This window comes from Streptomyces sp. B21-105, assembly GCF_036898465.1.
Lineage (GTDB): Bacteria > Actinomycetota > Actinomycetes > Streptomycetales > Streptomycetaceae > Streptomyces.
The window spans coordinates 8,468,616-8,480,804 of the sequence record NZ_JARUMJ010000001.1 but is presented as its reverse complement, the minus strand read 5'-3'; the positions used below and the strand labels follow the sequence as shown (position 1 = coordinate 8,480,804).

The window sequence follows — 12,189 nt, the reverse complement described above, 5'->3', positions numbered from 1 at the left end:
GCGCCTCACGACTCCTCGAAAGCTGCCAGATCGAGGGGTGTGGGCCTGAAGTCCTGAAGCTGGTTCGCGTAGGCGCCGGAGAAGAGTTCCGCGACGGATCCGGCGGTCCAGCCGCCGGGCCGGAACCGCTCCTCGATCTCACCGGGGTGCGTCCACAGTGCGATCCGGTCGCCCCCCGCCGCGACGGCCTGTCCGGTGATGTGGGCCGACTCCTTCGACGCCAGATACACGATGACCGGCGCCACGTCGTCCGGCGATCCCAGCCCCTGCCGCCGGACGGCGTCGGGAACGGGCTCCCCGGCGTCGACCGTCGCCACGAGGTCACCTATCCGGGGCATGGCAGCCACCATGCGGGTCAACGCGGTGGGCACGATGGCGTTGACGGTGACATCGATTTTCGCGAGTTCGAGTGCCCAGGTGCGTGTCATCGCGACGATCGCGCCCTTGGAGGCGGAGTACGCGGTCTGGCCGAAGCTGGCGCGCTGCCCCGCCGGTGATCCCACCAGGATGAGCCGACCGCCCTCGCCCTGTTCCCGGAAGTGGGCCGCCGCCGCACGGCCGCAGGTGAACGTACCGCGCAGATGGCTGGTGACGACGAGGTCGAAGTCGTCGTCGGTGGTGTTGCGCAGGGTCCTGTCACGCAGTGCACCGGCGTTGGCGACCATCACGTCGAGCCGGCCGAACTCGTCGACCGCGCGCCGCACCAGCCCGTCGGCGAACTCGGCACCGCCGACCGCCCCGACATGGGCGACAGCTGCTCCGCCCGCGTCCGTGATCAGATCGACGGTCTCCTCGGCCACGTCGGCGTCCAGGTCGTTCACCACGACGGAGGCACCCGCCGCCGCCATGGCACGGGCGTAGGCACGTCCCAGACCTCGGCCCGCACCTGTGACAATGGCGGCTTTGCCGTCGAGCATGATGTCCTCCTGAGCTGGTCGGTACGGTGTCTCCCGAGCGTAGGAACGCCGGGGTCCGTAAGGATCCCGCTGATGACGGCATCTCCGGCCGACGTGTGTCCCGTCCGCTCCGGGACATCCGTCGCGGTCGGCGGAGCGGTCAGCCCTTGGGTGGCACCAGCCCTTGCCGTACGGCGAGCAGCGCGGCCTGGGTCCGGGAGGTGAGCCGGAGCTTGCGCAGGACGTTGCTCACGTGGGTGCGTGCGGTGCGCTCGCTGATCACCAACTCATCGGCGATCTGCTGGTTCGACCGCCCCTCGGCGACCAGGACGAGGACGTCGCGTTCCCTGCCGGTGAGCGAGGCCAGCCCGGTCGGCGGCGAAACGATCTCCTGGGTGAGTCCCCTGGCCACCGCGGGGTCGAGGAAGACCTCGCCCCGGGCAGCCGCACGGATCGCGGCTACCACCTCACCCGCTTCGGCGTCCTTGAGCAGGTAGCCGGCGGCTCCCTGGGCGAGCGCCGCGTGCACGCGTTCCATCTCGCCGAAGCTGGTGAGCACCACGACCCGGACACCGGGGTGACGCTGCTTGATCGCTCCGATCGCCGTCGCCCCGTCCATCCGGGGCATGAGCAGATCGATCAGCACCACGTCCGGCAGTTCCCGGTGCGCGGCCATCGCGTCCAGCCTGGTGAGCGCCTCCTGACCGTCTGCGGCCTCCGCGGCCACCTCCATGTCGTCCAGGACCTCGAGATAGGCGCGGATCCCGCGGCGTACGACGGCATGGTCGTCGACGATCAGGACCCGGACCGGGCGGAGTGCTCCGCCTTCGTGAGCGGGACTGCCGACGGGGCGTTCCGGCCGCGCTCCGAGTCCGCGGGCGGCACCTGGGGCACTCGTACCGGAAGGGGTACGACGACCCGTACGGTCGTGCCGCTCCTCGCGCCTGATCTGATCCTCATGGTGCCGCCCCATCGCTCCGCCCTTTCGCGCATGGTCGTCAGTCCATAGCCGTGGTGCCGGGGGGAACCGGTCCTCCGGCCCCCTTCGCCGTCCGGTGCGTCCCGTCGTCCGCCGGAGTCCGCGAATCCGCAACCGTCATCACGGATCACGGCGGTCAGTGTGTGGTCGCGTACGCCGAGGCGGATGGTGACGGTGGTGGCCTCCGCATGCTTGACCACGTTGTGGATGGCCTCGGCGACGATCCGGTACATGTCCTCGGCCAGGTCCGGTTCGACCGCGTCCACTTCCTGCCCGTACAGCAATCGGATGTCGAGACCCGTCCGGTTCTCGGTGCTCTTGACGAGCGTGGTCACCGCGTCCTCCAGCCCGAGCCGGAGGGAGGAGGACGGACGCAGTTCGTGCACCATGGCCCGGAGATCGGCGAGGACGGTTCGCGAGAGGGCCCCGACCTCGTCCGCGAAGTTCCGGACCGCTTCGGCGGGAACCGCTTCGTCCCGCGCACCCAGCACTCCCACGGCGTTGGCCTGCATGCCGATGGAGAACACCTGCTGCACGATCGAGTCGTGCAGGTCGCGGGCGAGCCGCTGACGCTCGTTGCGGCGGGCTCCCTCGCGCTCCCTCTGAAGCAGCATGGCGTGGTCGACGGCGAGGGCCGCCTGTTCGGCCATGGCGGCGAGGAACTCCAGTGTCCGACTGCCGATCTCCTGGCCGGGGGCGAAGTAGGCGTTCAGCACCCCTTCGGGACGTCCACGCGCCATCAACGGCACACTGACGAAGGAATCCCAGTTCAGCTCCCCGAGATACGCGTGCAGCGGTTCCCAGGCAGGATCCTCGAGGATCTGGGCCCATCGGTGCGGCACGACGATCGGCTTGCGCTCCTTCAGGGTGTCCAGCATGCACAGCCGGGCGCCCCGGTCACGGCACTCCAGGAGACGGTCGAGGAACCCGTCCCAGTGCCGCAGCCCCGCAGAACCCATCAGCCTCAGTTCTCGGCCGGTGCTGTCGAGGGTGAGGATCTGCACGCCGGCCAGGCCGTCCGCCTGGACGATCTGCCGGGCCACAGCGTCCAGTGTCGAGCCGAGCGAGCCCTCCGAGGCCAGTGCGATCGACGTCTGGGCGATCGCCGCGATCCTGCGCTGCCGATGCCATTCGTCGGTGACGTCCCGGAACGACACCACCGCGAACTTCGGATCGCTCGGCAGGCTGCGAGTCCGGTAGGCGAACTCGCGGCGGGGTCCGAAGGCGGGCTCCCAGTGGGCCACCTGTTCGTCCGATCGGGCTTCCAGCAGCCCGGCCCGGCATGCGCCGACCCCCTCCGTCGGCGTGAACGGGGACGGCTCACCGATCAGTTCGCCCTCCGAGTCCGCTTCGAGCAGCACGGCGGCCGCCGGGTTCAGCCGTACGAACCGGCCCACGCAGTCCAGAACGGCGAGGCCGTCCGGCGCGGCGGCGGCGACCTCGTCCCACCCCACGAGCGGCGACGCGGACATGACCGACCTCCTCATCGTCGACGTGCGAAGATCCTGCCTCGAAGGCCCGCTGTGCCAGGCGGACGCGGCTGTGGAACCGAGTGCGGCCGCCGCAGGCTCGGCCGGCCGGGGACCAAGGCGACTCGCGGCGGGGTCACAGCATCGTAGCCCGGGGGATCCGGGGCGGTCCTACGTCATTCGACCTGTTCACCGTCGGGACGAAGCGCCGATGAGGTTAAGTCAATACTCGCGTTCCCCCTGGTGAGAGCGACTGCCTAGGTTGGGGGAGCGCCCCGTGGACCGCTACTCCCGCGAAGGTCCACGGGGCCGCACGAGCGGCCTGCTCGGTCATGCGGTCCTCGTGCGCCATCCAGGACGAGGAGGTCCGAGACGTGGACGTGTCCATCGGCACGATCTGGGAAGCGGTGTGCCGTTCGCTGCCCCATGCAGTCGCCATCACGGAGCCCGGGCGCGAGATCACTTACCGTGAGTTCGACGAGCGTGCGTCACGGCTGGCCACCGCTATGGAAGAGGCCGGGGTCGGCGAGGGCGACACCGTGGCCTGCTACCTGTACAACGGCGCCACCTACCTGGAGACGGTCTTCGCCGCCTTCAAGCTCGGCGCCGTACCGGTGAACGCCAACTACCGCTACACCGGCGAGGAGCTCTCCGAACTCCTGACCGACGCCGACGCGGCAGTGGTCGTCTTCAGCGGCGCCCTGGCCGCCCGGGTCACGCATGCCGCGGACCATGTGAGCACGCTGAAGCTGCTCGTGAGGGACGGCGCCGAACCTGCCGACGGCCCGGTCGGGCCCGAAGTACCCGAGCTGGAAGAACTGTTGGCGGCGCATGAACCGCGTGAGCCGCAGCCACGTCCCGGATCCGACCGGCTCTTCATGTACACCGGCGGGACCACCGGCAAGCCGAAGGCCGTGGTGTGGCGTCAGAGCGATCTGCTGCACTCCCTGGTGGTCCCGATCTTCCATCCGCTCGGTGTCACCGAGCTCCCGGCGACGCTCGACGAGGCCGTCGCCATCGCGGTCCGGGCGCACCACGAAGACAGCGCGCCGACCACGATGCCCGTCGTGCCGCTGATGCACGCCACCGGACTGTTCAACACGATGGGCGCTTTGATGGTGGGCGGCAGGGCGGTCACCGCGCGGCAGGGCGGGCTCGACCCGGAGCACGTATGGCGCACGGTCGCCGAGCAGCGGGTCGCCACGGTCATCGTCGCGGGCAACGCCGTGTGCCGGCCCCTCGCCGACGAGCTCGTGCGGGCGGAGCAGGCGGGGACGCCGCACGCTCTGCACTCTGTGCGCACGGTCCTCAGCTCCGGCACAGCCCTCAGCGACGTGCTCAAGCGGCGACTGCACGAGCGAGCCGAGATCACGGTCATCGATGCCATCGCCTCGAGCGAAGGGGGGCCTTTCGCCTTCGCGATCACTTCCTCCCTCCGAGACCTGCCCGCCCGGTTCTTCCCCGTGCCCGCGACGAGGGTGATCGGATACAACGACCGGTTCGTCGAACCCGGCAGTGACGACGTCGGGAAACTCGCCTACTGCGGGCCCATGCCGCTCGGTTACTACAAGGACACCGAGAAGAGCGCGACGACGTTCCGCACCATCGAAGGTGTCCGGTACGCCATCCCCGGTGACCTCGCCCGTCTTGAGGCCGACGGCGCGATCCGGTTCCTCGGACGCGGCTCGGGCGTGATCAACACCGGCGGCGAGAAGGTGCACCCGCAGGAAGTGGAGAATGCCCTGCTCTCCCATCCCGGTGTGACCGACTGTGTCGTCGTCGGCGTCCCCGACGAGACCTGGGGCGAGCGGGTCGCCGCCGTCGTGGCGGTCCGGGCGGACACGACCGTCACCGGGGAGGAGCTGCGCGACTGGGCTCGGCAGACCCTCGCCGGCTACAAGGTGCCGCGCTCCGTGGTCCTGACGGACGTCCTGCCTCGAACTCCCACCGGCAAGCTCGAAGTCGCCTGGGCCAAGAAGACCGTCCAGGAGTCCGACGCGGGCGACGCAGTGTGACAGTCGGGTGCGAGCAGCAGCGTCAGCAGTGCCTCCACCGCATGGGTCACATGGTCCCGCGCGGCGGCTTCGGCCACCGCCGGGTCCTCGGTGACGAGCGCCGCGACGAGGCGCCGGCGCCTGGGCAGCGACACGGCACAGCACGTTCACTGCGGGAAGTCCGGGGCCGAAGCGGCCGCGTGTCCATCGCGCCCCCGCTGCTGTGCCGCCGGAGGCGGGCGCTCCGGCGGCACAGCAGCGGGGGCGTACGGTCAGTCCTGGTAGACGACACCCAGGTCGGCCAGCTTGGTGCGCAGTCTGTAGTGATCGACACCCAGAGTCCCGGAGCGCAGGACCTCTCGGGTGGACGCCTCCCTGGCGACCCGCTTCTCCGCGAGCTCGGCCGCCTCCTCCGCCTCCGCGAGGGGCACGACGACCACACCGTCGTCGTCGGCGACGACGACATCACCAGGGGAAACGGTCACCCCGCCGAGTGTCACGGGCACGTTGACCGATCCCGGGGACGCCTTCACCGTGCCCTGCGCGGACACCGACCGCGCCCAGACGTGGAAACCCATGTCCCGCAGCTCGGCGGTGTCGCGGACACCCGCTCCCGTGACAAGGCCGATGACGCCCCGGGTGGCCAGGGAGGTCGCCAGCAGTTCGCCGAACATGCCGTCCGTGGACGGCGAGGTGGTGGTCACCACCAAAATGTCCCCGGGCCGGCAGACCTCCACGGCGGCGTGGATCATCAGGTTGTCCCCCGGGTGCGAGCTGACCGTCACCGCGGGACCCGCCACGCGCACGTTCCGCTGATTGGGCAGCAGGCCGGTCCCCACGAAGCCGCGGCGGCCGATGGCTTCGTGGACCGTGGACACCCCCGCCTCCGCGAGCCGGGCGACGACGTCGGCAGCGGGCCGGGCGATGTTCCTCACAACAACGTGGCGGTCGCGCATATCTCCTCCGGGAGGTTCGGGATCGGTGTCAGGAGAATTCATGAAGTCAACAGTCTTGTCAATAAGAAAGTTGGATATATGGTGACATCAATTCGGCTGACTCCTTGCGTCGCCGCGTCGGTCAAGTCCATGCCAGGGCATGGGAGTTCGGCCGACATCCGAGTTCTCCGCCCCGGCCCGCCCCCAGCGGTCCCGGCCGTCGCCGGCCCGCATCCGGGGCCGACGCGCCTCTCCCTCTGCTCCCCCACCCACCCCACCCGACCCAAGGAGTCCTGATGAGCCACGACACCTCCCGTACGTCCGACGGCTCGCTGTTGGTGATCAGCGCGCACGCGGGCGACTTCGTCTGGCGGGCCGGCGGCGCCATCGCCTTGGCCGCCGAACGCGGTCAGCGCGCGAAGGTGCTGTGCCTGAGCTTCGGCGAGCGCGGCGAGTCCGCCCGTGCCTGGCGGGACGGTCTGCGCCTGGACGAGATCAAGGAACTCCGCCGCACCGAGGCCACGAACGCCGCGGCCGCGCTGGGTGCGGAGATCGAGTTCCTGGACGCCGGGGACTATCCGCTGCTGGAGACACAGGAGTTGGTGGACCGCGTCGTGCACGTGTACCGGGAGACGGATCCCGCGGTCGTCCTCACCCACACCCTCACGGACCCCTACAACGGCGACCATCCGGCCGCCGCCCGCATGGGGCTCCAGGCACGCGTGCTCGCCCAGGCGGTCGGTTACGACGCGCCCGGTGAACCGCTCGGCGCTCCCCCGGTGTTCTTCTTCGAGCCGCACCAGCCGGAGCAGTGCGACTTCAAGCCGAACGTCCTGCTGGACATCACCCCCGTCTTCGACAAGAAGCGCAAGGCCATGGAGTGCCTGGCCGCACAGCAGCACATGTGGGACTACTACACCGACCTCGCCAAGCGGCGCGGCGTCCAGCTGAAGCGCAACGCCGGACCCAACCTCGGGCTCGCGCACGCAACCATGGGAGAGGCGTACGTGCGGCTCTACCCGCAGACGACGGGTGTCCTGGGATGACGGCGCACCACGTGCCGGGCGCCCGCGAGACCACACACGTCTGGGTTCCCTTCCTCGACACGTCGCTGTACGTGCACTTCACGGACGAGACCGACGGGGTGCACGGAGCGGCCCGACCGTACACCCCCCGGAGTCTGTTGGCCGAGGCCGTCCCCGAGGGCGCGCTCACTCCCGACGACCGTTACGGCGTACTGATGTGGCGCACCGACGTCGAACGACTGCACGCCGTCGTGGAAGCCCTCTGGAACGAGGACGACCGCCAGGTGCGGATCCATCTCGACCAGGCCCCGCAGGCAGGCAGGGACGACGACATGCCCGGCCCGCGCGACGGATGACGTAGTCCGGGCCACGACGCTACGCCGCCCCGGTCCGGTCATTCGCGCGATGACCTGGACGTCCTGCGGTGGCTAGCGTCGATCGTGCCGCCACCGGCACCGGGCGGCGGCCCGCCCTGCCGACCGTACCGAGGAGATGACGAACGTGACGAGCCCCTCAGCCACCGCCCCGGACACGCACCCTCTCGGTTCCGCCGCAGCCGCAACGCCGTCCGGGACCCGGCGCGGCACCGAGTTCGAAGGCACTGTCACCGTGCTGGCCCGGCAGGCGGTGGGGGACGACGTCGTGGCACTGAAGCTCGTGGCGAGTTCGGGCGAACCGCTGCCGGTCTGGCAGCCGGGCGCGCACATCGACGTCGTCCTGCCCACGGGCGCCACCCGGCAGTACTCGCTGTGCGGCCCGGTGGGAGACACCGCTCACTGGCAGGTCGCGGTGCTCCGGGAGCCCGACGGGCGCGGCGGATCGCAGTGGATCCACGACCACGTCGAGGAGGGCGGCGAACTTCGGGTGCGCGGCCCGCGCAACAACTTCCCGCTGCGGCCCGCCGCCCGGTACCTGTTCGTCGGCGGCGGCATCGGCATCACCCCCTTGCTCCCGATGATCGCCGAGGCCGACGCCGCCATGGCCGAATGGTCCCTGCTCTACGGTGGCCGCACACGCTCGTCCATGGCGTTCCTGGCCGAACTGGAGAGCCACGGAGAGCGCGTGGCAGTGCGGCCACAGGACAAGCACGGACTGCTCGACCTCGCCGGCTTCCTCGGCGATCCCGACCCGTCCACCCTGGTGTACTGCTGCGGCCCCGCAGGGCTGATCGACGCGGTCGAAGCGCACTGCGCCGACTGGCCGGCCGGTGCGGTGAACGTCGAACGGTTCGCTGCGGCGGCCGTCCGGCAGCCTGCCGACGACGCGGCCGAGCAGCCCATCGAGGTGGAACTGCGGGCCTCCGGGACCACAGTGACCGTGCCGCCCGGCCTGTCGGTCCTCAAGGCCGTGGAGCAGGCGGGCGTCCCTGTCCTGTCCTCGTGCGAGGAAGGCATCTGCGGCTCGTGCGAGACCTCCGTCCTGGAGGGCGAGGTCGACCACCGCGACTCACTGCTCACCGAGGACGAGCGCGCCGCGAACGACACGATGTTGATCTGCGTCTCCCGCGCGCGCGGCGGACGCCTCGTCCTGGATCTCTGACACCCCCGACCAGGTCCGGACAGCGCTCTGTCGGTCGGGCCGGACCCGTACGCCTTGAGTACCCGTCACCGACCCATCACCGATCCGGCACCGCCCGAACCGGACGGCCGACACCGAAGAAAGGACCCGCGATGACATTGACACAGCATGTGCGCAACGGCTGGTACCTGGGAGCCTGGTCCGACGACGTCGGCCGAACACTCACACAGCGCTGGATCACGGACGTCCCGGTCTGCTTCTACCGGCTGCCCGACCAGACCGTCACGGCCGTCGAGGACCGCTGCCCCCACCGCAAGTACCCGTTGTCCCTGGGCCACTTGGACGACGAGGGAACCCTCCAGTGCGACTACCACGGCTACCGCTTCGACGGCCGGGGCGTGTGCGTCGGGGTCGCCGAGCAGGCCGACCGGCCCAAGGCTGCACTGCGCCGGTTTCCCCTGGTCGAACGGGAAGGCGCCATATGGATCTGGCCCGGAGACCCCGAACTGGCCGACGAGAGCCTGCTGCCCGACACCTCGTGGCTGACCGACCCGAGCTGGACCCATGTTCACGGAGTCGTCCCGCTGAAGGCACGGCACATGCTGCTCCTGGAGAACCTGCTCGACCTCACCCACGAGACGTTCCTGCATCCGACGAGCATCGGCAACGCCGCCGTAGCCGCGACCCCGATCGACGTGACCGTGGACGGCGACCGGGTCGGCTTCAGCCGACGCATGATCGGCATCGAGGCCCCTCCGTTCTACGAGAAGTCCTGCGGGCTGACCTCTCCGGTGGACCGTTGGCAGGACGGCGACTTCTACCCGCCGGGCATCTTCGTCCTCAACATCCGCGTCGCGGCCACCGGAACCGAGGAGCCGGACGGCTTCCACATGAAGGTGCTGTACGGGATGACACCGGGGCGCGGGAACGAGACGCACGACTTCTACGCACTGGGCCGCGACTATCTCATCGACGACCAGGAGCTCACGAGGTTCCAGCACGAGCAGCAGCTCGCCGTGATGCAGGAGGACGTCGACGCCCTGGAGGCGCAGGAGATCATGTACGCCACCGATCCGGGCGGCACCGCCGAGTCCAGCATCAGGTCCGACCTCGCCGCACTCCGCGGACGCCGCGCGGTGGCGAAGATGCTCGCCCGCGAACAGCGCGCACAACAGGACGCCCGCACCCCTCACAGCAGGCCGTCCGTATGAGCGGCCGCCACGTCTTCGTCCTGCTTCATGGAGCCTGGCACGGCGGATGGGTATGGCAGCACGTCATACCACTGCTGCGGGAGGCCGGGCACGAAGTGCACTCCCCGACACTGACCGGGGTGAGCGACCGTGCCCATCTGCTCAGCCCGCAGGTCGGGCTCGGCACCCACATCCAGGACGTCGTGGCGCTGATCGAGGCCCACGACGCCCGGGACGTCGTGCTCGTCGGGCACAGTTACGCCGGCCAGGTCGTCACCGGGGTCGCGGACCGCATCCCCGACCGGCTGGCCAAGCGCGTCCACCTCGATGCCTTCGTGGGCGACGACGGGGAGGCAGCCATCGACCTGCTGCCCGAACGCATCGCCGGGCACTACCGGGAGTCCGTGGCCGGCCCCGGCTTCGGCTGGCTCGTCCCGGTGCGCTCGCTGAGGGTGCTCGGCATCGAGGAACAGTCGGACCTGGACTGGCTCGGCCCTCGACTGACCCCGCACCCCTGGCTGACCTACACCGAGCCGCTCCGGCTGACCGGCAAGGCCGACCACGTCCCCGGCGCCTTCATCGAATGCACCGACTGGATGCGTGTGTTCACCCCGCACGCCGAGCGGGCCGCCGCCCGTGGCTGGCCGGTCCACGAGATCACGACCGGGCACGAGGCCATGGTCACGGCCCCCGACCGACTGGCCGAGCTGCTGCTGGAGATCGCGGCAGCCTGACCGTGACCGACCCGTGAAGGGACGTCCCATGGAATTCCTCGTCCGTACCGAGAACATGCTGCCCCCGGACACCCCCGATGACGTACGCGAGTCCCTGCGCAAGAGCGAGCGCGAACGGGCCATGCAGCTCAGGGAGGCGGGCATCCTCAAGCGGTTGTGGCGGGTGCCGGGCCGCAACGCGACCATCGGCCTGTACGAGGCAGCCGATCCGGCGGAACTGCACGACGCTCTGGTCTCCCTGCCCATGTGGAAATGGATGGACATCACCGTCGAGGCGCTCGCCACCCATCCGCAGGAGAAGACGCCATGACCATGGACCCCGACCGTCGAAGCCCACGGGTCGCGGTGGTCACAGGTGCCGCCGGTGGCCTGGGGCTCGCCGTCGCCCGCAGACTCGCCGAGGACGGATTCACGGTCGCCGCCCTGGACATCGCCGAGCCCGACGACAGGGACCCGACTCCGGGTGTCCGGGCCTGGCGTTGCGACGTCACAGATCGGGCCGCTACCCGCCAGGCCGTCACGGAGATCGCCGAAACGTACGGCGGTGGCCGGATCGATGTACTCGTCAACAACGCGGGACTGCTCTCCGGCCGGGCACCGCTGTTGGAGACTCCCCCTGAGGAACTGCACCGCTTCTTCGCCGTCAACGCCGTCGGCCCGCTGCTCATGGTGCAGGCTTCGGTGCCCTGGCTGAGCGCAAGCCCGTACGGAGGGCGGGTCATCAATGTCGCGTCCCGCACCTTCTTCACGGGAGCGCCGGGCCAGATCGCCTACGTGGCCAGCAAGGGCGCGCTCATCGGCATGACCCGGGTGATGGCCCGCGAGCTGGGCGCGCACCGGATCACCGTCAACGCGGTGGCACCCGCGCAGGTGGCCACTCCGGGCACCCGGGCGCACTCCGACGACGAGGTGTTCGCCGCGACCATGCACCGACAGGCGATCGAGGAGTTCGTCACCCCGGAGCACTTCGCCGGCCTCGTCTCCTATCTCGCGTCCCCCGACGCGGTCATGGTCACCGGCCAGACACTCGTCTGCGACGGCGGCGGACTCCTGCACTGACCGGCGACACCACGGGAGAGGAGAGGAACGAATTGAACGGCATCACACCCCGGGTCCCGGGCACCTACGTCTTCGACGCCTCGGAAAGCCGACGCGCCCGGGCCCTGAACCGGCTCTGCGGTTCCCTCAAGGAGGCCGAGAGCCGGGAGAAGTTCAAAGCCGACGAAGCGGCGTACTGCGAGACGTACGGACTCACGGTCCAGCAGCGGGACGCCGTCCTGCGACGGGACTGGAACCGGATGATGGAGCTGGGCGGCTCCATCTTCTACGTCTTCAAGCTCGCCATGGTCGACCAGAGATCCATGCAGTACCTCGGCGGCGTGTTCACCGGCATGACCACCGAGGAGTTCGCGCAGGCGCTGAAAGCGGGAGGGCGGAGCTTTGGCTGAG

General features: G+C 70.0%; 13 protein-coding genes. 9 read left to right on the top strand and 4 right to left on the bottom strand.

Features of this window, described 5'->3' with window-relative positions:
* Nucleotides 1-5: 5 nt before the first annotated feature.
* The 3 genes from QA802_RS37975 to QA802_RS37965 all read right to left on the bottom strand — a co-directional run bounded on the left by QA802_RS37975 (nucleotide 6) and on the right by QA802_RS37965 (nucleotide 3,347).
* Entirely contained in the window at nucleotides 6-917 is a 912-nt protein-coding gene (locus QA802_RS37975) for an SDR family NAD(P)-dependent oxidoreductase (RefSeq protein WP_334532725.1), read from the bottom strand.
* Between the two features lie 139 nt (nucleotides 918-1,056).
* Nucleotides 1,057-1,695, bottom strand: coding sequence for a response regulator (locus QA802_RS37970; RefSeq protein WP_037692756.1), 639 nt, complete (start codon nucleotides 1,693-1,695; stop codon nucleotides 1,057-1,059).
* Nucleotides 1,692-3,347, bottom strand: a complete 1,656-nt coding sequence (locus tag QA802_RS37965; RefSeq protein WP_334532723.1) for a sensor histidine kinase — start codon at nucleotides 3,345-3,347, stop codon at nucleotides 1,692-1,694. The genes QA802_RS37970 and QA802_RS37965 overlap by 4 nt, the downstream gene beginning before the upstream one ends.
* 371 nt (nucleotides 3,348-3,718) lie before the next feature.
* Here QA802_RS37965 and QA802_RS37960 point away from each other — a divergent pair, with 371 nt between their 5' ends.
* The gene (locus QA802_RS37960; RefSeq protein WP_334532720.1) at nucleotides 3,719-5,359 is read left to right on the top strand and encodes an AMP-binding protein; all 1,641 of its coding nucleotides are present in this window, start codon (nucleotides 3,719-3,721) and stop codon (nucleotides 5,357-5,359) included.
* 251 nt (nucleotides 5,360-5,610) lie between these two features.
* Here QA802_RS37960 and QA802_RS37955 read toward each other — a convergent pair whose 3' ends face one another.
* Complete coding sequence (locus QA802_RS37955; RefSeq protein WP_334532718.1) at nucleotides 5,611-6,294, bottom strand: 4-carboxy-4-hydroxy-2-oxoadipate aldolase/oxaloacetate decarboxylase; 684 nt, start codon at nucleotides 6,292-6,294, stop codon at nucleotides 5,611-5,613.
* A 275-nt stretch (nucleotides 6,295-6,569) separates the two neighbouring features.
* Here QA802_RS37955 and QA802_RS37950 point away from each other — a divergent pair, with 275 nt between their 5' ends.
* From QA802_RS37950 to ligA, 8 genes are all read left to right on the top strand, one after another.
* Nucleotides 6,570-7,319 carry a PIG-L deacetylase family protein gene (locus tag QA802_RS37950; RefSeq protein ID WP_334532716.1) on the top strand — a complete coding sequence of 250 codons (750 nt, stop codon included), beginning with the start codon at nucleotides 6,570-6,572 and terminating at the stop codon, nucleotides 7,317-7,319.
* The gene (locus QA802_RS37945) at nucleotides 7,316-7,654 is read left to right on the top strand and encodes a hypothetical protein (RefSeq protein WP_334532714.1); all 339 of its coding nucleotides are present in this window, start codon (nucleotides 7,316-7,318) and stop codon (nucleotides 7,652-7,654) included. Before QA802_RS37950 ends, QA802_RS37945 begins: the two co-directional genes overlap by 4 nt.
* Nucleotides 7,655-7,799: 145 nt before the next feature.
* Entirely contained in the window at nucleotides 7,800-8,837 is a 1,038-nt protein-coding gene (locus QA802_RS37940; RefSeq protein WP_334532712.1) for a PDR/VanB family oxidoreductase, read from the top strand.
* Nucleotides 8,838-8,968: 131 nt separating this feature from the next.
* Nucleotides 8,969-10,027, top strand: coding sequence for a Rieske 2Fe-2S domain-containing protein (locus tag QA802_RS37935; protein WP_334532709.1), 1,059 nt, complete (start codon nucleotides 8,969-8,971; stop codon nucleotides 10,025-10,027).
* Nucleotides 10,024-10,740: an alpha/beta fold hydrolase gene (locus QA802_RS37930; RefSeq protein WP_334532707.1), complete on the top strand. Its 717-nt coding sequence runs from the start codon at nucleotides 10,024-10,026 to the stop codon at nucleotides 10,738-10,740. The genes QA802_RS37935 and QA802_RS37930 overlap by 4 nt, the downstream gene beginning before the upstream one ends.
* A 28-nt stretch (nucleotides 10,741-10,768) precedes the next feature.
* Nucleotides 10,769-11,050 (top strand): muconolactone Delta-isomerase family protein, encoded by a 282-nt coding sequence (locus tag QA802_RS37925; protein ID WP_319169099.1) that lies wholly within the window; start codon nucleotides 10,769-10,771, stop codon nucleotides 11,048-11,050.
* Complete coding sequence (locus tag QA802_RS37920; protein ID WP_319169100.1) at nucleotides 11,047-11,799, top strand: SDR family NAD(P)-dependent oxidoreductase; 753 nt, start codon at nucleotides 11,047-11,049, stop codon at nucleotides 11,797-11,799. Before QA802_RS37925 ends, QA802_RS37920 begins: the two co-directional genes overlap by 4 nt.
* A gap of 32 nt (nucleotides 11,800-11,831) precedes the next feature.
* Nucleotides 11,832-12,188 carry a protocatechuate 4,5-dioxygenase subunit alpha gene (gene ligA, locus QA802_RS37915; RefSeq protein WP_334532702.1) on the top strand — a complete coding sequence of 119 codons (357 nt, stop codon included), beginning with the start codon at nucleotides 11,832-11,834 and terminating at the stop codon, nucleotides 12,186-12,188.
* Nucleotide 12,189: the final 1 nt, after the last annotated feature.

Coding starts and splice junctions, on each gene's coding strand:
- QA802_RS37965 (WP_334532723.1), bottom strand. CDS start 3,347: ATGTCCGCGTCGCCGCTCGTGGGGTGGGACGAGGTCGCCGCCGCCGCG.
- QA802_RS37930 (WP_334532707.1), top strand. CDS start 10,024: ATGAGCGGCCGCCACGTCTTCGTCCTGCTTCATGGAGCCTGGCACGGC.
- QA802_RS37975 (WP_334532725.1), bottom strand. CDS start 917: ATGCTCGACGGCAAAGCCGCCATTGTCACAGGTGCGGGCCGAGGTCTG.
- QA802_RS37945 (WP_334532714.1), top strand. CDS start 7,316: ATGACGGCGCACCACGTGCCGGGCGCCCGCGAGACCACACACGTCTGG.
- QA802_RS37955 (WP_334532718.1), bottom strand. CDS start 6,294: ATGCGCGACCGCCACGTTGTTGTGAGGAACATCGCCCGGCCCGCTGCC.
- QA802_RS37950 (WP_334532716.1), top strand. CDS start 6,570: ATGAGCCACGACACCTCCCGTACGTCCGACGGCTCGCTGTTGGTGATC.
- QA802_RS37925 (WP_319169099.1), top strand. CDS start 10,769: ATGGAATTCCTCGTCCGTACCGAGAACATGCTGCCCCCGGACACCCCC.
- QA802_RS37935 (WP_334532709.1), top strand. CDS start 8,969: ATGACATTGACACAGCATGTGCGCAACGGCTGGTACCTGGGAGCCTGG.
- QA802_RS37920 (WP_319169100.1), top strand. CDS start 11,047: ATGACCATGGACCCCGACCGTCGAAGCCCACGGGTCGCGGTGGTCACA.